The organism is Tsukamurella sp. USMM236 (assembly GCF_037148755.1).
Lineage (GTDB): Bacteria > Actinomycetota > Actinomycetes > Mycobacteriales > Mycobacteriaceae > Tsukamurella.
This window is the reverse complement of sequence record NZ_JBBCSS010000001.1, coordinates 779,029-799,571: the sequence shown is the minus strand read 5'-3', so window position 1 is coordinate 799,571 and position 20,543 is coordinate 779,029. Positions and strand designations below refer to the sequence as shown.

The 20,543-nt window shown below is 71.8% G+C and carries 26 protein-coding genes; 12 read left to right on the top strand and 14 right to left on the bottom strand.

From position 1 onward, the window contains the following. Nucleotides 1-94: 94 nt before the first annotated feature. The 4 genes from WFK95_RS03905 to WFK95_RS03890 are packed head-to-tail and all read right to left on the bottom strand — an operon-like array spanning nucleotide 95 to nucleotide 1,691. The gene (locus WFK95_RS03905; RefSeq protein WP_336669937.1) at nucleotides 95-535 is read right to left on the bottom strand and encodes a molybdenum cofactor biosynthesis protein MoaE; all 441 of its coding nucleotides are present in this window, start codon (nucleotides 533-535) and stop codon (nucleotides 95-97) included. After that, nucleotides 528-1,028, bottom strand: coding sequence for a MogA/MoaB family molybdenum cofactor biosynthesis protein (locus tag WFK95_RS03900; RefSeq protein WP_224646929.1), 501 nt, complete (start codon nucleotides 1,026-1,028; stop codon nucleotides 528-530). The genes WFK95_RS03905 and WFK95_RS03900 overlap by 8 nt, the downstream gene beginning before the upstream one ends. Then, entirely contained in the window at nucleotides 1,021-1,455 is a 435-nt protein-coding gene (gene moaC, locus WFK95_RS03895) for a cyclic pyranopterin monophosphate synthase MoaC (RefSeq protein ID WP_336669936.1), read from the bottom strand. Before moaC ends, WFK95_RS03900 begins: the two co-directional genes overlap by 8 nt. Nucleotides 1,456-1,496: 41 nt before the next feature. Then, nucleotides 1,497-1,691: a hypothetical protein gene (locus WFK95_RS03890; protein WP_224646928.1), complete on the bottom strand. Its 195-nt coding sequence runs from the start codon at nucleotides 1,689-1,691 to the stop codon at nucleotides 1,497-1,499. 39 nt (nucleotides 1,692-1,730) lie between these two features. On the opposite strand from WFK95_RS03890, the gene WFK95_RS03885 reads away from it, so the two are divergent. Then, nucleotides 1,731-3,908 (top strand): helicase-associated domain-containing protein, encoded by a 2,178-nt coding sequence (locus WFK95_RS03885; protein ID WP_336669935.1) that lies wholly within the window; start codon nucleotides 1,731-1,733, stop codon nucleotides 3,906-3,908. A 1-nt stretch (nucleotide 3,909) separates the two neighbouring features. Here WFK95_RS03885 and WFK95_RS03880 read toward each other — a convergent pair whose 3' ends face one another. Both WFK95_RS03880 and WFK95_RS03875 read right to left on the bottom strand, forming a co-directional pair. Further along, nucleotides 3,910-5,121, bottom strand: coding sequence for an RNA polymerase sigma factor (locus WFK95_RS03880; RefSeq protein WP_336669934.1), 1,212 nt, complete (start codon nucleotides 5,119-5,121; stop codon nucleotides 3,910-3,912). Continuing rightward, nucleotides 5,118-5,480 (bottom strand): YciI family protein, encoded by a 363-nt coding sequence (locus WFK95_RS03875; RefSeq protein WP_336669933.1) that lies wholly within the window; start codon nucleotides 5,478-5,480, stop codon nucleotides 5,118-5,120. The genes WFK95_RS03880 and WFK95_RS03875 overlap by 4 nt, the downstream gene beginning before the upstream one ends. A gap of 190 nt (nucleotides 5,481-5,670) precedes the next feature. On the opposite strand from WFK95_RS03875, the gene WFK95_RS03870 reads away from it, so the two are divergent. The 4 genes from WFK95_RS03870 to WFK95_RS03855 are packed head-to-tail and all read left to right on the top strand — an operon-like array spanning nucleotide 5,671 to nucleotide 9,070. Beyond that, nucleotides 5,671-6,087, top strand: coding sequence for a DUF6069 family protein (locus tag WFK95_RS03870; RefSeq protein WP_336669932.1), 417 nt, complete (start codon nucleotides 5,671-5,673; stop codon nucleotides 6,085-6,087). A 35-nt stretch (nucleotides 6,088-6,122) separates the two neighbouring features. Next, nucleotides 6,123-6,704, top strand: coding sequence for a TetR/AcrR family transcriptional regulator (locus tag WFK95_RS03865; RefSeq protein WP_336669931.1), 582 nt, complete (start codon nucleotides 6,123-6,125; stop codon nucleotides 6,702-6,704). Next, a complete protein-coding gene (locus WFK95_RS03860; protein ID WP_336669930.1) occupies nucleotides 6,701-7,402 on the top strand; it encodes a YqeB family protein in 702 nt (233 codons plus the stop codon). The genes WFK95_RS03865 and WFK95_RS03860 overlap by 4 nt, the downstream gene beginning before the upstream one ends. Next, nucleotides 7,403-9,070, top strand: a complete 1,668-nt coding sequence (locus WFK95_RS03855; RefSeq protein ID WP_224646915.1) for a DNA repair helicase XPB — start codon at nucleotides 7,403-7,405, stop codon at nucleotides 9,068-9,070. A 1-nt stretch (nucleotide 9,071) separates the two neighbouring features. Here the strand turns inward: WFK95_RS03855 and WFK95_RS03850 are convergent, their stop codons facing one another. Next, nucleotides 9,072-9,623: an anthrone oxygenase family protein gene (locus WFK95_RS03850; protein WP_224646914.1), complete on the bottom strand. Its 552-nt coding sequence runs from the start codon at nucleotides 9,621-9,623 to the stop codon at nucleotides 9,072-9,074. 38 nt (nucleotides 9,624-9,661) lie between these two features. Between WFK95_RS03850 and WFK95_RS03845 the strand changes: the two genes are divergently transcribed. Further along, a complete protein-coding gene (locus tag WFK95_RS03845; RefSeq protein WP_336669929.1) occupies nucleotides 9,662-10,306 on the top strand; it encodes a TetR/AcrR family transcriptional regulator in 645 nt (214 codons plus the stop codon). A gap of 9 nt (nucleotides 10,307-10,315) precedes the next feature. On the opposite strand, the gene WFK95_RS03840 is transcribed toward WFK95_RS03845, so the two are convergent. From WFK95_RS03840 to WFK95_RS03825, 4 genes are all read right to left on the bottom strand, one after another. Then, entirely contained in the window at nucleotides 10,316-11,467 is a 1,152-nt protein-coding gene (locus tag WFK95_RS03840) for an HNH endonuclease (protein WP_336669928.1), read from the bottom strand. A 142-nt stretch (nucleotides 11,468-11,609) separates the two neighbouring features. Then, nucleotides 11,610-12,980, bottom strand: coding sequence for an MFS transporter (locus WFK95_RS03835; RefSeq protein ID WP_336669927.1), 1,371 nt, complete (start codon nucleotides 12,978-12,980; stop codon nucleotides 11,610-11,612). Further along, nucleotides 12,977-13,561, bottom strand: coding sequence for a TetR/AcrR family transcriptional regulator (locus tag WFK95_RS03830; protein ID WP_224646910.1), 585 nt, complete (start codon nucleotides 13,559-13,561; stop codon nucleotides 12,977-12,979). Before WFK95_RS03830 ends, WFK95_RS03835 begins: the two co-directional genes overlap by 4 nt. Before the next feature lie 26 nt (nucleotides 13,562-13,587). Continuing rightward, complete coding sequence (locus tag WFK95_RS03825; protein ID WP_336669926.1) at nucleotides 13,588-13,869, bottom strand: hypothetical protein; 282 nt, start codon at nucleotides 13,867-13,869, stop codon at nucleotides 13,588-13,590. 165 nt (nucleotides 13,870-14,034) lie between these two features. Between WFK95_RS03825 and WFK95_RS03820 the strand changes: the two genes are divergently transcribed. Further along, entirely contained in the window at nucleotides 14,035-14,409 is a 375-nt protein-coding gene (locus WFK95_RS03820) for a hypothetical protein (protein ID WP_336669925.1), read from the top strand. 1 nt (nucleotide 14,410) lies between these two features. On the opposite strand, the gene WFK95_RS03815 is transcribed toward WFK95_RS03820, so the two are convergent. From WFK95_RS03815 to WFK95_RS03805, 3 genes are read right to left on the bottom strand one after another with little or no spacing between them, the layout of a single operon-like run. Beyond that, nucleotides 14,411-14,956 carry a hypothetical protein gene (locus tag WFK95_RS03815; protein ID WP_336669924.1) on the bottom strand — a complete coding sequence of 182 codons (546 nt, stop codon included), beginning with the start codon at nucleotides 14,954-14,956 and terminating at the stop codon, nucleotides 14,411-14,413. Next, entirely contained in the window at nucleotides 14,953-15,234 is a 282-nt protein-coding gene (locus WFK95_RS03810; RefSeq protein ID WP_336669923.1) for a helix-turn-helix transcriptional regulator, read from the bottom strand. Before WFK95_RS03810 ends, WFK95_RS03815 begins: the two co-directional genes overlap by 4 nt. 54 nt (nucleotides 15,235-15,288) lie before the next feature. Beyond that, complete coding sequence (locus tag WFK95_RS03805; RefSeq protein ID WP_336669922.1) at nucleotides 15,289-16,191, bottom strand: LysR family transcriptional regulator; 903 nt, start codon at nucleotides 16,189-16,191, stop codon at nucleotides 15,289-15,291. 109 nt (nucleotides 16,192-16,300) lie between these two features. Between WFK95_RS03805 and WFK95_RS03800 the strand changes: the two genes are divergently transcribed. Genes WFK95_RS03800 through WFK95_RS03780 form a run of 5 tightly spaced genes read left to right on the top strand, consistent with a single transcriptional unit; the run spans nucleotide 16,301 to nucleotide 20,539 of the window. Further along, nucleotides 16,301-17,077, top strand: coding sequence for a 5-oxoprolinase subunit PxpA (locus WFK95_RS03800; protein WP_336669921.1), 777 nt, complete (start codon nucleotides 16,301-16,303; stop codon nucleotides 17,075-17,077). Between the two features lie 30 nt (nucleotides 17,078-17,107). After that, nucleotides 17,108-17,356, top strand: a complete 249-nt coding sequence (locus WFK95_RS03795; protein WP_211132844.1) for an acetyl-CoA carboxylase — start codon at nucleotides 17,108-17,110, stop codon at nucleotides 17,354-17,356. Further along, complete coding sequence (locus WFK95_RS03790) at nucleotides 17,356-18,708, top strand: acetyl-CoA carboxylase biotin carboxylase subunit (protein ID WP_224646899.1); 1,353 nt, start codon at nucleotides 17,356-17,358, stop codon at nucleotides 18,706-18,708. Before WFK95_RS03795 ends, WFK95_RS03790 begins: the two co-directional genes overlap by 1 nt. After that, nucleotides 18,705-19,574 (top strand): 5-oxoprolinase subunit B family protein, encoded by an 870-nt coding sequence (locus tag WFK95_RS03785; protein ID WP_336669920.1) that lies wholly within the window; start codon nucleotides 18,705-18,707, stop codon nucleotides 19,572-19,574. Before WFK95_RS03790 ends, WFK95_RS03785 begins: the two co-directional genes overlap by 4 nt. After that, nucleotides 19,571-20,539, top strand: a complete 969-nt coding sequence (locus WFK95_RS03780; protein WP_336669919.1) for a biotin-dependent carboxyltransferase family protein — start codon at nucleotides 19,571-19,573, stop codon at nucleotides 20,537-20,539. The genes WFK95_RS03785 and WFK95_RS03780 overlap by 4 nt, the downstream gene beginning before the upstream one ends. Nucleotides 20,540-20,543: the final 4 nt, after the last annotated feature.

Here is a 20,543-nt window from a genome sequence, read left to right as displayed (position 1 = left end):
CCTGATCACCCGAGCTCGTGCGGCCCCACAAAGGTCGGCGCGGGCCCGGATCCGGTGACCACGTAACGAGAACCGGCACCGAGTGGGTCGGCGGCTACGCGCTGCCGACCCACTCGTCTGTTCCGTCCCGGAACAGCTGGTGCTTCCACACGGGCAGCGCCTCCTTGACCGCGTCGACGACCCTCGCGCAGGTCGCGAACGCCGCCGCGCGGTGATCGGCCGACACCGCGACGACGAGCGCCGCATCGCCGATCGCGAGCGGGCCCACGCGGTGCGACACCGCGACCGCTCGCACGCCCTCGGCGGCGTCCGCCTCGCGCTGCACGACCTCCGCGATGACGCGCTCCGCGGTGGGGTGCGCCGAGTACTCCAGGCCCGTCACGCCACGGCCGCCGTCGTGATCGCGCACGGCGCCGATGAAGCCCACGACCGCGCCGGCCTCGGGCCGCGTCACGGCCGCCTCGTGGGCGGCCAGGTCGATCGGCTCCTCGGTCACCCGGGCGAAGACGACCTCCGCCGTGGGCTTGTCAGCCATGGTCGCCGCCGCGGATCTGGTCCAGCGCGTGCGCCAGGACGCCGTCTAGCACGGCGAGGCCGTCGCGGACCCCGCCCGACGAGCCCGGCAGGTTCACCACCAGCGACGAGCCGGCGACGCCCGCGAGCCCGCGGCTGAGCACCGTCGTCGGTACGTCCGGCAGGCCCGACGTGCGGATCGCGTTGGCGAGGCCCGGGATCTCGAACGTGAGCGCGCCGCGCGTCTCCTCGGGGGTGCGGTCGGAGGGCGTGAGTCCCGTGCCGCCGGTGGTGAGCACGACGGCGTCGCCGCGGCGGACGGCGGAGCGGATCGCGGCGCCCACCTCCTCGCCGTCGGGCACCACGACGGGCCCGTAGACCTCGAAGCCGCGCTCGCCGAGCCACGCCGCGATGGCGGGCCCGGTGGTGTCCGCGCGCTCGCCGAGGGCGGCACGGGTGGAGGCGACCACGACGGTGGCGCAGCGGTCGCGGGACGGGCGGAGCGGTTCAGTCATCTGATCTCTCCCAGTGGCCGGTCTTGCCGCCGTCCTTGGTGAGCACGCGGACGTCCGTCATGACGGCGGCGGGGTCGAGGGCCTTGACCATGTCGTGCAGGGTCAGCCCGGCCACCGCGACGGCCGTGAGCGCCTCCATCTCGACGCCCGTCCGGCCGGTGCAGCGCACGGTGGCGGTGACGGCGATCTCCGCGCCCGACGGTTCCAGGTCAACGGTCACGCCGGAGATCGGCAGCGGGTGGCACAGCGGGATCAGGTCGGCCGTGCGCTTGACCGCCATGATGCCCGCGATGCGGGCGGTGGCGAGCACGTCGCCCTTGGGGACCGCACCGTCGGCGATCGCCGCGACGACGGCCTCGGTGGTACGGAAGGTCCCGGCCGCGACCGCCGTGCGGGCGGTGACGGCCTTGCCGGACACGTCGACCATGCGGGCGGCACCCGCATCGTCGACGTGTGTCAGCTTGTCGGTCAGCGGTTGATCCGGGTCGACGGGTGCACGTACGGGATGTGCTGCTGGGGGAACTCCAGCTCGCCGAACGGCGACATCGCGCCGACCACCGGGGCGGCCAGCTCGTTCACGGCGTGCTCGGCGTGGCCGTCGGCGGCCTGCGGCCAGCCGTTGTCGACGTAGCCGGGCTTCTTCGCATTCGAGGTCTCAGACACGCCGCTATTCTGACATGCCCCGGTGTCTAGGCTGTATCGGTGAGCAGTAATACGTCGTCGACGGGGCCCGCGGCGTGGCTGCGCGAGCGCACCGACGCCGAGATCGCGGCGCTGCTCGACGCCCGGCGCGACGTCGCGACGCCCGTCCCCGCCGGTTTCGCCGTGCTGGCGAGCCGCCTGAACAGCCCGTCGTCGCTGGGCCGCGTCGCAGAGCGCCTCACCCTGCCGGACCTGGCCGTCCTCGAGCTGCTCCTCGCCGAGCCGCTCGACGCCGACGCCCTCGCCCGCCGCCTCCGTGGCCGCGCGCTGAAGAAGCAGGTGCTGGCGTCGGCGGACAAGCTCCGCGGCCTGGCGCTGGCCTGGGGCGACGACGTCCTGCACACCACGGCCGCCGCCCGCGAGGCGCTGCCGTGGCGCTCGACCCAGCTCACGACGCCGCCGGACCTCGACGCCATCGACGCCGCCCTGGCCGCCGCGGGCCCCGACGAGCGCGCCCTGCTGGACCGCCTGGCCGAGGGCTCTCCGCTGGGCCGCACCGCCGCGGCGGGCCCCGGCACCTCCCCCGACCACCCGGTGCAGCGCATGCTGGCCTCGGGGCTGCTCGCGCGCGTCGACCACCAGACCGTCGAGCTGCCGTGGGAGGTCCGCGCTCGCTTGCGGGGCGAGCTCCCCCTGGGTGCCTCCCTCAAGCCGCCCGTGCTCGACGGTCCGCCCGTGCCCGGCGCCGACGGAGCCGGCGCGGTCGCGGCACTGGAATTGCTGCGGCACGCCGACGACGTGCTCGACGTGCTGGGCGCCGTCCCGGCGCAGCGGGTGAAGGCCGGCGGCATCGGTATCCGCGAGTTCCGTCGCGTCGCGAAGGCGGCGGGCCTCGCGGAGGACCGCGCCGCCCTCCTCCTGGAGCTCCTCGCCGCGGCCGCGCTGATCGCCGAGGGCGAGCTCGACGGCGAGGAGGATTCGGTCTTCGCCCCGACCGTCGCCGTCGACGAGTGGCTGCGCGCCGCGCCCGCCGACCGCTGGGCGCTGCTCGCCCGGACGTGGTTGGAGCTGCGCCGGCAGCCCGCGCTGATCGGCACCCGCGGCGAGGAGGGCATCGTCGGGCCCCTGCACCGGGCGGCGCGCAGCACCGTCGCCCCGCAGGACCGCGCGGCCGTGCTCGAGGCCCTGGCCCTCGCCCCGCCGGGTGCCGCGCCCGCGGCGCCCGACCTGCACGCCGCCCTCCGGTTCGCGCACCCGTCCTGGTACCGCCGGCTCACGCTGGACGCGGTCGCCGACATCGTCGCACAGGCGCAGGTGGTGGGCCTGGTCGCCGGCGGCGCCCTCACCTCCGCGGGCCGCGCGGCCCGCACCACCGACCCCGCGCAGGCCATGGCCGCGGCGCTGCCGAAGCCCGTCGAGGAGTTCCTGCTCCAGGCCGACCTGACGCTGACCATTCCGGGTCCCACGACGCACGACTTCGCGGCGGCGGTCGCCCTCGTGGCGGATCTCGAGTCGGCGGGCGGCGCCGCCGTGTACCGCGTCACGGACGCCTCGGTGCGCCGCGCGCTCGACGCCGGCCGCACGTCTGCGGAGGTGCACGCCTTCTTCGTCGCGCACTCGGTGACGCCCGTGCCGCAGGGCCTGACGTACCTGGTCGACGACGTCGCGCGGCGGCACGGCGCGCTCCGGGCGGGCGTCGCCGGTTCCTTCCTGCGCTCCGACGATCCGGCGCTCGTCGCCGCGGTCCTCTCCTCCCCTGCCGCGGAGGCACTCGCGCTGCGGGCCGTCGCGCCGACGGTGCTCATCGCCCAGGTCCCGCTGTCGGATCTGGTCGCAGGGCTCGCGGCCGCCGGTTTCAACGCCGCCGCCGAGGACTCGCGGGGCGTCGTCGTCGACCTGCGGCCCGCCGCGATCCGCCTGCCGTCGCCGCGCCCCCGTCCCCCGGCCGCACAGCCCACGCTCGATCAGCTCGCCGACGCGGCGGTGCAGATCCGGCGGCAGGACGCCCCGTCGGACGACGGTCCCCGCACGTCCGGCCCGGAGCTGATGGCGCTGCTGCAGTCCGCGGCGGGCGAGGGCACACCGGTGCGGCTGGGCTACGTCGACGCGAACGGGGTGTTCACGCGGCACGTCGTAGTGCCCGAGTCCGTGCGGCACGGGCAGCTCGCCGCGCTCGACGGTGACGCGACCCGCCGGTTCGCCCTGCACCGCGTGACCACCGCGGAGCCGGTGGAGTAGCTCAGACCAGCTCGCCGCGCTTGCGGGTGAGGTACGCGCGCTCGGCGGAGTTGCCGGTGGCCGCGATCGCCGCGTCGTAGGCGTCCTTCGCCTCCGCGGTGCGCCCGAGCTTCCGCAGCAGGTGCGCCCGGGTGGCGTGCCAGGCGTGGTAGCCGTCCAGCGGCAGCGGATCGACCAGCGCCAGCGCGACCTCCGGCCCGTCGAGCTCGGCGACGGCGATCGCCCGGTTGAGTCGCACGATCGGGGATGCGTCGATCATCAGCAGCTGGTCGTACAGTGCCACGACCTGCGAGTAGTCGACGGTGTCGGCGCTCGGGGCGTCGGTGTGCACGGCGCCGATCGCGGCGAGGATCTGGTACCGGCCGGGGTGGTTGATCGCGAGGCACTCGCGGACCAGACCGTGCCCCTCGGCGATGGCGGCGCGGTCCCAGCCGGCGCGGTCCTGCTCGTCGAGCGGCACGAGCTGCCCGCCGCGGACCCGCGCCGCGCGGCGGGCCTCGGTGAGCAGCATCAGCGCGAGCAGGCCGGTGGCCTCGGGGTCCTCGGGCAGCAACGCCCGCAGGAGCCGGGCGAGCCGGATCGCCTCCCCGGTCAGCTCCGCGCGGATCGGCTCGCCCTCGCCGGTGGCGAGGTAGCCCTCGTTGAAGACGAGGAACAGCACCGTCAGCACCCCGTCCGTGCGGTCGGGCAGGTCGGCGGCGGCCGGCACGCGGTACGGGATGCGGGCGGCGGCGATCTTCTTCTTGGCACGGGTGATGCGCTGGCCCATCGTGGTCTCGGGCACGAGGAAGGCGCTCGCGATCTCCGGCACCGTCAGGCCGCCGAGCAGGCGCAGGGTGAGGGCGACCCGGGCCTCGGGGGCGAGCGCCGGATGGCAGCAGGTGAAGATCAGCCGCAGCCGGTCGTCGTCGACCGCGCCGGTGGGTTCGGGGTCGGAGTCGTCGTGGATCATCTCGGCCGCCCTGTGTTTGGCGTCGCGCCGGCTCTCGCGCCGGATCCGGTCGATCGCGCGGTTGCCCGCGGTGGTGGTGAGCCAGGCGCCGGGGTTCGGCGGGATGCCGGACTCGGGCCACCTCTCGGCGGCGGCGAGGATCGCCTCGCCCGCCGCCTCCTCGGCGATCGTGATGTCGCCGAAGCGGCGGACGAGCGAGGCGATGACCCGGCCGTACTCCTCGCGGAAGACCCGGTCGAGCGCGGTGCCGGCGTCGGTCACGCCAGCCCGTCGAAGGCGCGGACCTCGACGGTGCCGCCGCAGGCCTTGGAGCCCTCGGCGGCGAGCCGCAGCGCGACGTCGAGGTCGGGGGCGTCGACGACCCAGAAGCCGCCGATGAGCTCCTTCGACTCGAGGTACGGGCCGTCGGTGATGATCGGCTTGTCGCCGCGGCCGTCGACGACGGTGGCGGTGGTCGCCTCGGCGAGCCCGCCCGCGAACACCCAGTAGCCGTCGGTCTTGAGCTGCTCGTTGAAGGCGTCGGTCCGCGCGAAGGCCTCCTCCATCGCCTCCTTGGTGCCGTAGTCGCCGAACTCGCTCCGCTCGACGGGGCCGTGCACGGAGAGCAGGTAGTGCGTCATGGTGGTTCCTCTCGGTCGTCGGGCGGCCCCGGTGGCCGCCCTTCACCCTCACTACGAACGCAGGCGTACCGATACGACACCACCCCCGGAAGCTCTTCGCAGCGCCGATGTCGAAATCCGTCGGCCCCGTTCGTGGAAGGGGTAGGACGCGCCCACCCCGGGCACCGTCACCACCGCTGAGGAGCACGCCATGAGCACCACCGCCACCACCACCGCGCCCGCCCGCACCGACCGCCTGCCCGTGTGGAAGCACGGCATCGGCGCCGCAGTCGTCGCGTCGGTCGCCACCACCGCGATCGCCGCGGTCGCGTCCGCCGCCGGCGTCACCTTCGCCGGGCCCGACGGTTCCGCCATCCCCCTGCTCGGGTTCGCGCAGCTCACGATGATCTTCTCGCTGATCGCCACAGGCATCGCCGCGGTGCTCGCGCGCCGTGCGCGGCACCCGCGGTCGACATTCGTCCGCACCTGCGTGGTGCTGCTCGTGCTGTCCGTGGTGCCGGACGTGACCTTCGGCTTCGACGCCGCGTCCGCCGCCGTCCTGATCCTCACGCACGTGGTCGCGGCCGCGATCGTGGTGCCGGTCCTCGCCCGGCGGCTCGCCGATTAATTGACTGATTGCTCAGTTATAGATAGCCTCGGGGCATGGCCCGCACCGTCGACCCCGCGCTCACCGCCCGCCGCCGCGCCGCCATCCTGGACGCGGCGGCCGCGGAGTTCTCCGCCGCCGGCTTCGAGCGCGCCCGCGCCGCGGACATCGCGACCCGCGCCGGAGTCAGCTCCGGCACCGTCTTCTACTACTTCACCGACAAGGCCGGCCTGTTCCGCGCGCTCTTCGACGCCGACATCGAGCGCAACACCGCACTGCGCGACCGGGCCCTCGCCGAGGCCGATCCGCGCGTAGGCGTCGCGATCGTGGTCGACGCGCTGGCCGAGTCCGCCGTCGACCCCGTCGCGCCCGGCCTCGTCGCCGAGGTCATCCGTCGCGTCCCCGCCGACCCCGCGCTGGCCGAGATCGTCGTCACCGCGGACGGCCTGGTCCGGGGTGCGCTCGCCGAACTCATCGCGCGGGGGCAGGCCGACGGCGCCTTCGACCCCGGCCTGGACCCCGCCCACGCCGCCGCCTTCCTCGTCTCGATGACCGACGGCGCGCACCTCGCGGACGGCGACGTCCGGCCCGACGTGCGCCGCGCCGCCCTCGCCTACCTGCGAACGGAGAACGCATGACCACCACCGCCGCCCACTCGACCACGATCGGGGTCTCCCGCACGCTGCAGCTCGCGACGGTCTCCGCCACCACGGCCCTCGGCGCCGTCCTCGGCCTGATCGTCCGCGGCCTCGTCGGCTGGTTCGAGCGCACGCTCGACAGCTCGCCCGGTCCCTTGCGCGTCGCCGCCCAGCTGCCGGTGGGCGTGGCCGCCGGGATCCTCACCGTCGTGGGCCTGGTCGGCGGCATCATCCTGGTCGCGGCGTGGCAGCACGAGGTCGCGGCGCTGACCGTCGCCGACGACCGCGTGGAGCTCGCCGCGGGCGGGCACCGCCGGTGGATGGCGCGCGACGAGATCGGCGAGGCCTTCCTCGGGCGGGGCGGGGAGCTGACCTTCCTGGACCGACGGGGCCGCCTCCTCGCCGCCGCCGGCACCGACGGGGTGCCCAAGACAGGGATCGCCCGGGCGCTCACCGACGCGGGGTATCCGTGGCGCGGCGACACGGATCCGTACGAGGCCGAGTACACGCGCTTCGTCGATGGCCGCGACGAGGCCTCGCCCGAGGTGGTGGCACTGCTCCGCGAGCGCGCGGTGGCCCGCGCCGAGAAGCGGGCGCCCACCGCCCGCGACCTGCGGCTGCGCCTCGGCGAGGCCAGCGTCGTGGTTCGCGACAACGGCGATGAGCAGGAGTTCCGCCCGGCGCGGCACAATGGATAGATGACCGACGGACCCCTCATCGTCCAGTCCGACAAGACGCTCCTGCTGGAGGTCGACCACGAGCTGGCGGGCGCCGCGCGCGCCGCGATCGCACCCTTCGCCGAGCTCGAGCGCGCCCCGGAGCATGTGCACACCTACCGCGTGACGCCGCTGGCGCTGTGGAACGCGCGCGCCGCGGGGCACGACGCGGAGCAGGTGGTGGACGCCCTCGTCAGCTTCTCCCGCTACCCGGTGCCGCAGCCGCTGCTGGTCGACGTGGTGGACACCATGAGCCGGTACGGCAGGCTGCAGCTGGTGAAGAGCCCGGTACACGGCCTCACCCTGGTCTCGCTGGACCGGGCGGTGCTGGAGGAGGTGCTGCGGCACAAGAAGATCGCCCCCATGGTCGGCGCCCGCATCGACGACGACACCGTCGTGGTGCACCCGTCCGAGCGCGGCCACCTCAAGCAGCTCCTGCTCAAGGTGGGCTGGCCCGCCGAAGATCTCGCCGGGTACGTGGATGGAGAGTCACACCCCATCGCGCTGGACACCGAGTCCGACCCGTGGGAGCTGCGCGACTACCAGAAGGTCGCGGCGGACTCGTTCTGGTTGGGCGGTTCCGGCGTCGTCGTGCTGCCCTGCGGCGCGGGCAAGACGATGGTCGGCGCCGCCGCGATGGCGCGGGCGCAGGCCACGACGCTGATCCTGGTTACGAACACCGTCGCGGGGCGGCAGTGGAAGCGGGAGCTCCTGGCGCGCACCTCGCTCACCGAGGAGGAGATCGGCGAGTACTCGGGCGAGAAGAAGGAGATCCGCCCGGTCACCATCGCCACGTACCAGGTGCTCACGCGGAAGTCGAAGGGCGAGTACAAGAACCTCGACCTGTTCGACTCGCGCGACTGGGGCCTGATGATCTACGACGAGGTGCACCTGCTGCCCGCACCGGTCTTCCGGATGACCGCCGACCTGCAGTCGCGCCGGCGGCTCGGCCTCACCGCGACGCTGGTGCGCGAGGACGGCCGCGAGGGCGACGTCTTCTCGCTGATCGGGCCGAAGCGCTACGACGCGCCGTGGAAGGACATCGAGGCGCAGGGCTGGATCGCGCCCGCCGACTGCGTGGAGGTGCGCGTGACCCTCACCGAGAACCAGCGCATGCAGTACGCGACCGCCGAGCCCGACGAGCGGTATCAAATGGCATCCACCGCCCCGACGAAGGTCGCGGTGGTGAAGTCGATCCTGGAGCGGCACAAGGGCGCCCCGACGCTCGTGATCGGCGCCTACCTGGATCAGCTGGAGCAGCTGGGCCGCGAGCTGGACGCCCCCGTCATCACCGGTTCGGTGAAGAACAAGGAGCGCGAGGCGCTGTTCGACCGGTTCCGCTCGGGCGAGATCTCCACGCTGGTGGTGAGCAAGGTCGCGAACTTCTCCATCGACCTGCCGGAGGCCTCCGTCGCCGTGCAGGTCTCGGGCACGTTCGGCTCGCGACAGGAGGAGGCGCAGCGCCTAGGCCGGCTCCTGCGCCCCAAGCACGACGGCGGCACGGCGCACTTCTACTCCGTCGTCTCCCGGGACACCCTCGACGCCGACTACGCCGCGCACCGCCAGCGCTTCCTGGCCGAGCAGGGCTACGCCTACCGCATCGTCGACGCCGACGACATCCTCGGCCCCGCCATCGGCGAGGCCGGCTGACTCACCCCGGACGGCCGCGACCGCCGGCGAGCGCGGTGAGCCCCGCGGCGCACAACAGGAGTGCGAGCCCGCTCGCGACGGTGCGGGCCTGGTTGTAGGCCTGCCAGCGCGGCGAATACTCGCGCCAGACCTCCCCCGCCGCAGCGCGATCCGTCGGCACGTCGACCGCCGCCAGCGCCTCGTTCATCGGCACACTCACTGCGAGCGTCACGGCCAGGCCGCCCAGGCCGTAGACCAGTGCGGCCAGCGCGAACATCGTCGCCGCCCTGCGCGAACCGACCGCCAGGGCGAAGCCCGCCGTGACGAGCGCAACCACAGGTGTGAGGAAGAACGCGGGGAAGAACACCGCGTTCCGGACGGACGCGTTCATGGCCTGCATCGCTGCGATCGCGACCCGCGGGTCCGCGTCGTCGAGGCCCCACATCGTGGAGCAGACCCAAGCGAAGAAGAAGCCGAAGATCGCCCCCGCCAGCAGAATCGTGGCCCACGCAGCACCCAGCTCGACCCTCCGTGGTCGCGACGAAATAATCGAACCAACAAGTACGTTATTCATGAGCCAATATTCGAACTGATGCGTTCTATTGTCAATGGGTGACAACCCCGACACCCCGGCGCGGCCGACCGCCCAGCGGCACCGCTCCCGCCCGCCGAGAGGCCGTCCTCGACGCGGCTCTCGCTCTGCTGATCGAGCGCGGCTACGCAGCCGTCACCATGCAGGCAGTGGCCGAACGGGTACGCGGGTCGAAGGAGACCCTCTACCGGTGGTTCGACGACCGGGACGGCCTCTTCGCCGCGATCATCGAGCGCAACGCCGATGCGAGTGTCGGGACGCTCGTCGGCGTCCTGTCGAGCGCCGCGTCACCGAACGGCACGCGTGAGGCGCTCACGTCCTACGCCCGAGCGCTCCTCACCTTGCTGACCAGCCCAAGCTCCGTCGCACTGAATCGCGCCGCCATGGGCAACGAACGACTCTCCCGAACACTGTTGTACGGCGGACGACATCGCGCGGGCCCCGCCGTCGAGCAGTTCCTCAAGGCCGCACATACCGCCGGGATCATCGACGCACCCGACCCGACCGTGGCGTTCGGAGAGCTCTACGGACTGACCGTCCGCGACACCCAGATCCGGGTTCTCCTCGGCGAGAAGCCGCCAACCAAGGCCGCGATCGATCGCCGCGCCACGGAGGCCGTCGCGCAGTTCCTCCTCCTCCACGCCCCGCGGGACGACGCGCTGTAGCCCGGCCGGCTACGCCGCCTGGTCCGGGGCGGTGGACCGGTGAGTGTGTCCGCTTTGTGTTCGGGTGTCGACGGTGTGCCGCCCGCTCGGATCCTCGATGACAGTGCTGCTCCAGCCGGTGGCTTCCTTGGCGTAGTTGCAGGCCGCGCACAGCCCCTGCCCGTTCTCGAAGCTGGTGGGACCACCCGCTGCGTGCGGGACGACGTGGTCGGTGTGCGCGATCGGAGCGTCGCAGTACGGGGTGCGGCAGTACCGGTCCCGTGCCCGGATCATCTCCGCGAGCCCGTCGGGGAAGCAGCGCTGCCGTGAGTCCATGCCGACGACCGCGCCCGACTCGGGCGCAAGGTAGAGGCGTTTGACCCAGGCGACGCCGGCGGCGGTGGCCCGGCCGATGAGGTTGCGGGCGATCTCCGCCGGCACCGTCCCACCGCCGTCGAGGTGCGCTGTCCCGGGGCGGTCACCGAGGAGGACGGTGGCGGGCATCGTCAGGTTCACCATAACGGGCTGCCCTTCGGTGGCCTCGCGCCCGGTGAGACGGGCGAAGGCGGTGTCGGCCATGATCTGCCCGCGGGTCCGCAGGTCCGCGCCGATCCCGATCAACGTTGCGGCATGCTTGCGCAGCGCCGCGTAGATGCCGACCCCTTGAGCGACCGGTAGCAGCACCGACACCCTGGCCATCCCTTCGGGGAGTGGGCGGATCGTGACGGTGCGGTCCTTCTCGGCGGACGCGTTCCGATCGACCGTCGCCTGTGCGTCCAGCCGGTAGGCGACCTGCTCGACCCTCGCGGCGAGTTGCTTGAGGCCCATGCCCGCGAGCGTCGCCGGATCGGCGCACAACTGCGTATCCGCACTATGGCGATCGGAGGCGTCCAGGTGCGCAAGGCCGCCGATGATCACCGGGATCGCCTCCGGCGTGAGGTCACCGTCCCGCAACCGGGCGCGGGTGTTCGGCATCGTCTTCTCCAGCTCGACCGCCCGATTCACAAACCTCGCGGCTGTGTTCGGCGACAAATGCATGGCCAACCCGACCTCCGCCGCCACGCCCTGCTGCCACCGGTCCTGCGGCAACCCCGCCGCCACCCGCTCGCACGCCCGCTCCCGCAGCAACTCCGCCGCCAACCGGTACTGCTCGAACACCGTCCGGCAACGCTGCCGCTCCATCGAACGCAAACGCTCCGCAACACCACCATCAGGCGGCCGATCACCATCTACACCAACGTCTTGGTCCATGAACTCACGCTACGCCGACCCACCGACAAGTTTTCGATATCGCAACGGCACATCGAACGATGATCGAGAAGAGTCACGCCGCGCGCACCGAAACAGCTCCTCTGCGTGCACTCATCAGGATCACTGCACTCGCCACCGCCGGCACCGTCGACCACAGCGCGACGGCGACGTACCCGCCCTGCGCGGGCAGGAGCGCACCGTCGGGCGTGGCGCGCGCGAGGAGGAACCCGGCGAGGGCACTGCCGATGGAAAAGCCTACAGCCCTAGCGATCTGGTTGACCGCCATCACGCTCGCGGTCTCGGACTGCGGCGTCCCGTCGAGCACGAGCCTCGGCATCACGGCGGAGGCACCGCCGACGCCGAGCCCCAGCACGGCCAGCGCGACCAACACCGCGACCAGATCGTCCCGACCGACCGCGAACACCACCGCGGCCGCCACGACCAGACCCGACGACGCCGCGAAAGTCCCACGCGGACCGAGCCGGACCACACTTCGCGGAACCACTTTCCCCGCAACGAAACCGAGCACGGAGAACGGGATGAGTGCGGCGCCGGCGGCGACGCCGGGGAGCGCGAAGCCGTACGGCGCGCCGTCGGGCACCTGGACGTACCGCGTGAGATCGCTGAACAGGAGATACATTCCGATACCGGCGACCAGCATCGCGAGGTTCGCGACCGCCACTGTCGGGCGCGCCACGAGCCGCAGATCAACGAGGGGCTCGTCGACCCGCAGTTCGACGATCACCCACGCCGCGAGCACCGTGACTGTACCGGCGAGCACGCCGACCACCGCGGCCGGCAGCCCCCACAGCGCGGGTTCCGCGACCAGGAACAGGAGGCCGAGTGTGCCCACGCCGAGAAGCAGCGCCCCGGGCACATCGATCCGCGGGCGCGGACCGGGCTCGTCGACGGGGATCGCACCCCATGCGACCGCGAGCGCGACCAGCGTGATCGCGAGGCCGGTCCCGTAGGCGGCGCGGAGGCCGAGCACCTGGTCCACGAGACCGATCAACGGGTACCCCACGCCGATGCCGACGGTGGAGGCGACCGACAGGGAGGCGATGGTGCTCGCCGCCCGATCCTGCTGGAGCGTGCTGCGCGCCACGCTGACCAGCAGCGGCACCAGTGCGATACCCACGCCCTGCAGCGCGCGCCCGACGAGGAGCGCGGCGAACGGCAGGGGGAGCACCGTCAGCACCCCACCGACCGCGACCACGCCCAACGTGCCGAGGATCGTGCGCCTGCGCAGTGGACCGGCGCCGAGCCGGCCGAGCACCGGCCCGGCGATGGCGCCCGTGAACAGCGTGATCGTCAGCGTCCATTGCGCGGCGCCCAGCGGCACGTCCTCCGAGCGCGCGACCGCGGTGATGAGCGGCGCGCCCACGCTCCCGATCACTGCCGCGCAGAGGGCGACGGTGACCAGCGCGCAGGACAGCCGGTTCACGACGACGCCGGCCGGTTCGTCGCGGTGGTGACGTGCTCGAACAACCCGGGCCGGATCAGGGTGCGGACCCCGTCGGCCCATGGTTCGTCGATCTCGGCCACGTCCAGCGCGGCCCCGGCGTTGAGCAGCATGCCGAACGCCAAGAAGGTCTTGACGGTGACGGGATCGAGCCCGGTGCCGTCCGCGGTGGCGCCCCACAGGCGTGCGAAGCAGCCGCGCACGACGTCCCGGACCTCGGAGTCCCCGCACGCGGCGAAACCCTGCAACTGGAGGCGGAGCGCCGTGTCGTCGGCGAGGTTCTCGTAGTACTCGGCGCCCATCCGCGCGAGCGCCTCGATCCCGACGGTGCCCTCCCCCGCTTTCGCCATCGCGTCGACGAGGCCGGCGAAAGCGCCGGTGACGAGTTCGAGGAACAGAGCCTTCTTCGTGCCGAACATTCGGAAGACGTAGGCCTGCGTGATCCCCGCCTCCCGGGCGATCTCGTCGATCGACGCACCGTGGAGGCCGTGCGCGCCGAACTCGCGCGCGGCGATGCCGAGTATCTGCGCCCTGCGTTCTGGTCCGCTCATCCGGGTGCTCACCCGGCCAGATTAGTAATTACTAACTACTAATCACAACCCTCCGGACACGGATCGCCGACCACGCGGACGTCGCCGGCCTCCCCGACCACGTCCAGCGGGCGACAGGGGCACCAGCCGCCTCGGGTCACGGGCGGACGGGCGCGGCCGGCCACGATGCTGCCGTGCAACGTCCCGTCGGCGCCCCAATGCAGGATGTCGTGCGTCCACGGCTCGAGCAGGATCTGGTGCCGCTCGTACATCTCGACGTGGTTCCGCCGGAACTCGCCGAACCGCGCAGCCAGCGCTGCCAGGTAGTCGTGGAATCGCATGGTCACCCGCCTTTTTCACTCGATCGCAGCATCTCCCACGATCCTCGGCGACGGCGCCCGGTTGGTCCAGCGAGTATTTCTACCGCCATCCGGTGGCGTTACTGAACGGTCTACCCTGGGGGCGTCCACCCGAGCAGGGAACCCCCAGAACGGAGAAGACACACCATGTTGTTCAGTCGATCGATGGCGAGCGCGGCGGGAACCGTCGCCCTCCTCGCCGCCGCCGCGGGTTGCGCCGACGACGGGGCCGGGTCCGCGCCCACGACGCCGTCGACCATGACCGTCACGGAATCGTCTACACACGAGCAGAACCCGCCCGCGCAGACGGTGCGGCCGACGAACACCGTCACCGCGCCGCCCACCCGCCCCGTTCCGACGACGCCGCGCCCCACCAAGCCGACTGGCCCGGGCAGCGAGTACGACGTGACGTGCACCGGCGGACCCGACGAGGGCACGATCTGCACCAACCCCAACCATGGGGCCGGCGACGATCCCTACGGAACCGGCACTGCGGCCCCGACCACGACGAAGCCCCGCTGAACTACGCGGCTACGTCCTCCGCGTCCGCATCGGGCCGGGTCCAGGCGAGGATCATCGCGGGCGTCGTCATGCCGATGAGCAGCGCGACCAGCGTGAACAGGCCCGACGCGTAGTGCCACGCCGTGTTCCCGTCCGGCTGCGCGACCACGGAGGTGATCACCGTGTACGCGACAGCCAGGAGCACCAGGCCCGAGGTGACCGAGAAGCCGATGGACCGTGCCTCGTTGCGCTGCTCGACCTCCCACTCGTCGAGCGCCGCGGCGGGCGCGTCACCCTGCCTGCCCGAGACGATCTGAACCGTGATCCAGATCGGGAAGAGCAGCAGGCACGCGGGCAGCCAGAGCAGCGGTGCGTTGGGCACGTCGAAGTGGCAGAGGACCGCGACGACGAACATGAAGAGATAGTCGACGAGCAACCCGGCGACCAGCATTCGTCGCCGGGGCCTCGTGCGCCACGACGGCAGCAGGGTCGAGAAGCGCTCCTCGTCCTCCCGGAACTTCCGGGCGCGGCGCTCCTGGTAGCGGGTGATCATGCTCGTGGTCGTCATCGTGCTCCGCCTCTCTCGTTGCGTCCGTACAGCTCCGCCGACAGGGGCCCGAATTCTCTGCGGGAGAACACCGCCTCCACCGGCAGGTCGAAGACCGCGCAGAGACGGAAGGCGAGATCGAGGCTCGGGTAGTGATCCCCGCGCTCGAGCGCGCCCACCGTCTGCGGGTTGACGTCGATCGCCGCCGCCAGCTCCTTCCGGCTCATCCGGCGCTCGGCGCGCAGGACGCCGATGCGATTGAAGATGGGGAGCGAACCCTCCCGCTTCACCGGACTCATGCAATCTATTGTTGGGAAAACCCAACAATCTGTCAAGAGCGCCGACGCGATGCCCTACCCGAGCGCCGGCGTGCAGAACAGGCGGTAGAAGTAGTCGTGCAGTGCCGCCATGCCGGGGGAGAACTCCCGGCCCCGCGCCCACGCCAGTCCGATCCGCATGTCCGGCACCGGATCCCGCAGCAGGGTTGTGTCGATCCTCCGCCCCTCCAGGGACCACGGGCGGTAGACCATGTCGGACAGCACCGTCACGGCGTTGCCGTTCGCGACCACACTGCGGATCGCCTCGATGGACGAGGTCCGGATCAGCACGTCCATCGGGCGATCACCCCAGTAGGCACGGGTCGTCACGTCGGCCTCGTCGACGGTGAGCAGCGCGTACGGGTACTGCTCGACGTCCGCGAGCCCGACGCGGTCGCGCCCCGCGAGCGGGTGCGTGGGAGCCATCCACAGGCGCCGCCGCGAATGCACGAAGGTCTCGTGCTCGAGCCTCTCGTCGTCGGCGACGTTCGACGTGAGCAGCAGCCCGAAGTCGAGATCGCCCGCGACGACCGCCTCCTCGATCGCCGCCCGGTCCTCCTCGCGCCAGTCCACCTTGAGCCCGGGATGGAGCACGGCGAGGCGCTGGACGTGCTGCGGCAGGAAGTACCCCATCACCGTGTACGAGACCCCCACCCGGACCACGCCCTCGACGTGCGAGTCCGCCGCGGTCACCGACTCGGCCTCCTCGAGAAGGTCGAGGATCTGGCGCGCCTTCGGTAGGAGCGCCTCCCCCGCGGAGGTCAGCGCCACACCCCGCGAGGTCCGGTGGAGGACCTCGGTGCCGAGTCGCTGCTCGATCTGCTGCATCGCGGTGGTCACCGACGACTGGGAGACGAACAGCTCGCGCGCCGCGGCGCTGACCTGCCCCGCCTCCGCCACCGCGACGAAGTACCGCAATTGCCGTACCGACAAGCCCACGATCGCCTCCCGTTATCGATTTCCCCGATATTCAAGCATCGCATGTTTGTTCTTCCCAATACCGGAATCGGCTCGTAGCGTCATGACGGAGATCACACGAAGGAGAGCCGTGACGACCACGACCGATATCAACTGCGATATGAGCGAGGGCTTCGGCGCCTGGATGTTCGGCGACGACGTGGACGCGACGATGATGCCGCTCGTGAGCTCGATCAACGTCGCGGCGGGCTTCCACGCCGGCGACCCCTCGACCATCGATCGCACGGTGCGCCTCGCCCATGAGCACGGCGTCGGCATCGGCGTCCACCCCGGATTCCGGGACCTCGTCGGATTCGGCCGGCGCCACATCGACGCCTCGCCGCAGGAGCTGGTGAACGACTGCGTCTACCAGCTGGGAGCGGTCCGCGAGTTCATCGCGCTCCACGGGCTCGCACTGCAGCACTTCAAACTGCACGGCGCCCTCTACATGCACGCGGCGCGCGACGCCGCCTTCGCCGAGCTGCTCATCGACACCCTGCAGCGGATCGACCCCGAGCTACCCGTCCTCGTGATGTCGGGCTCGGTCATCGAGGCGGTCGCCCGGGACCGGGGCCGGCCCGTGATCCGCGAGTTCTACGCCGACCGGCACTACGGTCCCGACGGCCAGATCGTCTTCACCCGGAACGTGGGCGCCCTATCGCCCGACGACGTCGCCGCCAAGGTGCTGCGCGCCTGCCGCGAGGGCACCGTCGTCGCGGTCGACGGGACCGTCGTCACCGTCCCGTTCGAGTCCATCTGCATCCACAGCGACACCCGCGGCGCAATCGATCTGATGACCAGCGCCCGCGCCGCCCTCGACGGCGCCCACATCACCGTCCGGTCCTTCGCGGACCAGCCCACCGACTGACGATCCCGGACACGAAAGAGAGCCCCCACCATGACCATCCACGACGTCCCCGCACCGCTTCCCGGGACCTTCTACCCGCGGGAATCCCCCAGTAGCCCGCCCTTCGTCTCGGTCGGCGAGGCGGTGGCCGTCGGCGACCAGATCGGGCTCATCGAAGTGATGAAGATGTTCAATCCGATCACCGCCGAGGTGGCCGGGACCGTGGTCGAGATCCTGGTCGGCGCTGAGGATCCCGTCGACGTGGGCGACGTGCTGCTCCGGATCGAGGTGGCCGACTGATGCCGGAGATCAAGCGACTCCTCGTCGCCAACCGCGGCGAGATCGCCGTCCGCGTGATCCGCGCGGCGCAGGAGATGGGCATCGTCGCCATCGCCGCGTACAGCGACGCCGACGAGTCCTCGCTCGCGGTCCGCATCGCCGACGAGGCCGTCAACATCGGTGGCGCGCACGCGAAGAAGAGCTACCTGAACGCCGTGGCCCTGCTCGAGGCCGCGAAGAGCACCGGCGCCGATGCCGTGCACCCCGGCTACGGCTTCCTCTCCGAGAACGCCGAGTTCGCGCGGGCCGTCACCGATGCGGGACTGGTGTGGATCGGGCCCGACGCCGGGACGATCGAGCGGATGGGTCACAAGGCGCAGGCCATCGCCACCGCCCGCGCCGCGGGAGTCCCCGTGGTGCCGGGCAGCGACGGGCTGCTGACCAGCGCCGACGAAGCCGTGGCGGTCGCAGGAGCGATCGGCTACCCGGTGTTGCTCAAGGCCGCGGCCGGCGGCGGGGGCCGCGGCATCCGCATCGCCGGCACGGACGAGGAGGTGGCGCAGGCCTTCGCCGACGCCCGGCAGGAGGCCGAGGCCGCGTTCGGCGACGGCGGGATCTACCTGGAGAAGTTCATCTCCCGCGCGCGCCACATCGAGGTCCAGATCCTCGGGGACGGCACTGACGCCGTCCACTTCTTCGAACGTGACTGCTCGCTGCAGCGCCGCCGCCAGAAGGTCTGGGAGGAGGCACCGGCCGCCATCCTCGACGAGGCGACGCGGCGCGCCCTCTGCGAGTCCGCCGTCGCCCTGACCCGAGCAGTGGGCTACGTCGGAGCCGGGACGATCGAGTACCTCTACGATCCCGATACCCGCGCGTTCTACTTCATCGAGATGAACACGCGGATCCAGGTGGAGCACCCGATCACCGAGGAGATCTGCGGCGTCGACCTGATCCGCGCCATGATCGAGGTGTGCCAGGGCGATCCGCTGCCCTATCGCCAGGACGACATCGTCCGACGGGGCCACGCCATCGAGGTGCGGATCAACGCCGAGGATCCGGCCCAGGGATTCCGTCCGGCCCCGGGCACCGTCGAGACCGTCTCCTGGGCGCAGGGTCCGGGCGTCCGCGTCGACTCGATGGCCTACTCCGGCTATCGGATCCCGCCGTTCTACGACTCGCTGATCGGGAAGCTGATCGTGTGGGCGGAGACGCGGGAACAGGCGCTGTCCCGGCTGGAGCGCGCGCTGCGCGAGACCGAGATCGTCGCACCCGCCACCACACTGCCCTTTTTCGAGGAGCTCCTCGCGGAGGACGACGTGCGGCGCAACGCCCTGCACACCACCTGGATCGAACAGCGGACGGAGAACCAGTGAGCACTCGCTACACCCTGGGCGGCGACGAGCATCTGTTCGTCGAGCTATCCGAATCGATGTCCCTGGACGCCTTCTTCCGCGGCATCCTCATCACGCAGGAGCTCGCCGAGCGCGCCCTCCCCGGTGTCACCGAGATCTGCCCGGCCAACGCGTCCTTCCAGGTGCGTTTCGACCCCGACGTGCTGCCGGTCGCCGATCTGCGCGCGGAGTTGGAGTCGATCGAGGCGGGCCTCGGCGCCCGGGATCCGGTGCTGGACACCCGCATCGTCGAGATCCCTGTGCTGTACAACGATCCATGGACGCACGAGACCCTGATGCGCTTCCGCGATCGACATCAGGATCCGGACTCGACCGACATCGAGTACGCGGCGCGGATCAACGGCTACCACGACGTCGAGCGGTTCATCGAGGCCCACTCCGGCACACCGTGGTTCGTGTCCATGGTGGGCTTCGTGGCGGGCCTGCCCTTCACGTACCAGATGGTGGAGCGGGAACGGCAGATCCAGGTGCCCAAGTACCTCCGCCCCCGCACCGACACGCCCAAGGGCACGCTCGGCTACGGCGGGGCGTTCTCCTGCGTCTACTCGGTCCGTGGTGCAGGCGGCTACCAGATGTTCGGTGTCACACCCGTTCCCATCTACGACCCGGATCAGCGTGCTCCGCACCTGCGCGACTTCATGATCTTCTTCAAGCCCGGCGACGTCGTGAAGTTCCGGCCCGTCGATCGCGCCGAGTACGACGCGATCCTCACCGAGGTCGACGCCGGGCGGTACGCGCCGCCCACCGCGCCGATCCGGTTCTCCCTCGCCGAGTTCACCACCGACCCCACCGGCTACCCCGCAACGCTCCTGGAGGCCCTCCCGTGACGATCGAGGTCATCAAGCCCGGCCTGCTCAGCTCAGTCCAGGACCAGGGCCGCAGCGGCTACTACCACCTGGGCATCCCGCCGTCGGGCGCGATGGACCAGCAGTCCTTCCGCGCCGCGAACCTCCTGCTCGGCAACGAGGAGACGGCCGCCGTCCTCGAATGCGCCCTGATGGGGCCCGAACTCCGGTTCGGCGAGAACTCCCACATCGCGGTGACGGGCGCGGCCATGACGCCCAAGCTCGACGGTGTCGACCAGCCGCTCAACGCCGTGGTGGCGGTACAGGCCGGGCAAACCCTGTCTTTCGGGTTCGCGACCGCGGGCGCCCGCGCCTACCTGGCGATCGCGGGCGGGATCGACGTCCCCGAGCGCCTCGGCAGCCGCTCCACCTACGCGCTCGGCGCACTCGGCGGCCTCGCCGGTCGCAAGCTCGAGCCGGGCGACGTGCTGCCGATCGGCACGGCCCGGCCGGCCCCGCGAGCGGGCCGCGAGCTGCCGGCCGAGCTGCGGGTGCCGCTCGCGAAGGAACACGTCCTCCGGATGGTCCCGGGGCTGTACGACTACCGCGTCACCCCGGACTCCATGGCGACCTTCCTCGCCGAGACCTGGACCGTGGGCTCGGAGGCCGATCGCATCGGCTACCGCCTCAAGGGCGGGACGCCGCTGGAGTTCGTCGACCGGGAGCCGCCCTTCGGCGCGGGCGACGACCCGTCGAACATCGTCGACGCGTGCTACCCCATCGGCTCGATCCAGGTCCCGTCCGGCCAGGAGCCCATCGTCCTGCACCGGGACGCGGTCTCCGGCGGCGGCTACATGATGATCGGCACGGTGATCAGCGCGGACATGGACCTGATCGGGCAGATGCCGCCGAACACCAAGGTGCGCTTCGACGCCGTCACCCTCGACGACGCGCTCGCCGCCCGGGCAGACCGGGCACGGCGCCTCGACGCGATCCGCGCGCTGTAGCCGC

What these genes read in the sequence shown, in the direction of transcription:
- WFK95_RS03860 (WP_336669930.1), top strand. Translation starts at nt 6,701, where the DNA reads ATGACCACCACCGCCGCCCACTCGACCACGATCGGGGTCTCCCGCACG.
- WFK95_RS03870 (WP_336669932.1), top strand. Translation starts at nt 5,671, where the DNA reads ATGAGCACCACCGCCACCACCACCGCGCCCGCCCGCACCGACCGCCTG.
- WFK95_RS03905 (WP_336669937.1), bottom strand. Translation starts at nt 535, where the DNA reads ATGGCTGACAAGCCCACGGCGGAGGTCGTCTTCGCCCGGGTGACCGAG.
- WFK95_RS03855 (WP_224646915.1), top strand. Translation starts at nt 7,403, where the DNA reads ATGACCGACGGACCCCTCATCGTCCAGTCCGACAAGACGCTCCTGCTG.
- WFK95_RS03865 (WP_336669931.1), top strand. Translation starts at nt 6,123, where the DNA reads ATGGCCCGCACCGTCGACCCCGCGCTCACCGCCCGCCGCCGCGCCGCC.
- WFK95_RS03825 (WP_336669926.1), bottom strand. Translation starts at nt 13,869, where the DNA reads ATGCGATTCCACGACTACCTGGCAGCGCTGGCTGCGCGGTTCGGCGAG.
- WFK95_RS03815 (WP_336669924.1), bottom strand. Translation starts at nt 14,956, where the DNA reads ATGACGACCACGAGCATGATCACCCGCTACCAGGAGCGCCGCGCCCGG.
- WFK95_RS03840 (WP_336669928.1), bottom strand. Translation starts at nt 11,467, where the DNA reads ATGGAGCGGCAGCGTTGCCGGACGGTGTTCGAGCAGTACCGGTTGGCG.
- moaC (WP_336669936.1), bottom strand. Translation starts at nt 1,455, where the DNA reads ATGGTCGACGTGTCCGGCAAGGCCGTCACCGCCCGCACGGCGGTCGCG.
- WFK95_RS03810 (WP_336669923.1), bottom strand. Translation starts at nt 15,234, where the DNA reads ATGAGTCCGGTGAAGCGGGAGGGTTCGCTCCCCATCTTCAATCGCATC.
- WFK95_RS03820 (WP_336669925.1), top strand. Translation starts at nt 14,035, where the DNA reads ATGTTGTTCAGTCGATCGATGGCGAGCGCGGCGGGAACCGTCGCCCTC.
- WFK95_RS03850 (WP_224646914.1), bottom strand. Translation starts at nt 9,623, where the DNA reads ATGAATAACGTACTTGTTGGTTCGATTATTTCGTCGCGACCACGGAGG.
- WFK95_RS03790 (WP_224646899.1), top strand. Translation starts at nt 17,356, where the DNA reads ATGCCGGAGATCAAGCGACTCCTCGTCGCCAACCGCGGCGAGATCGCC.
- WFK95_RS03900 (WP_224646929.1), bottom strand. Translation starts at nt 1,028, where the DNA reads ATGACTGAACCGCTCCGCCCGTCCCGCGACCGCTGCGCCACCGTCGTG.
- WFK95_RS03795 (WP_211132844.1), top strand. Translation starts at nt 17,108, where the DNA reads ATGACCATCCACGACGTCCCCGCACCGCTTCCCGGGACCTTCTACCCG.
- WFK95_RS03875 (WP_336669933.1), bottom strand. Translation starts at nt 5,480, where the DNA reads ATGACGCACTACCTGCTCTCCGTGCACGGCCCCGTCGAGCGGAGCGAG.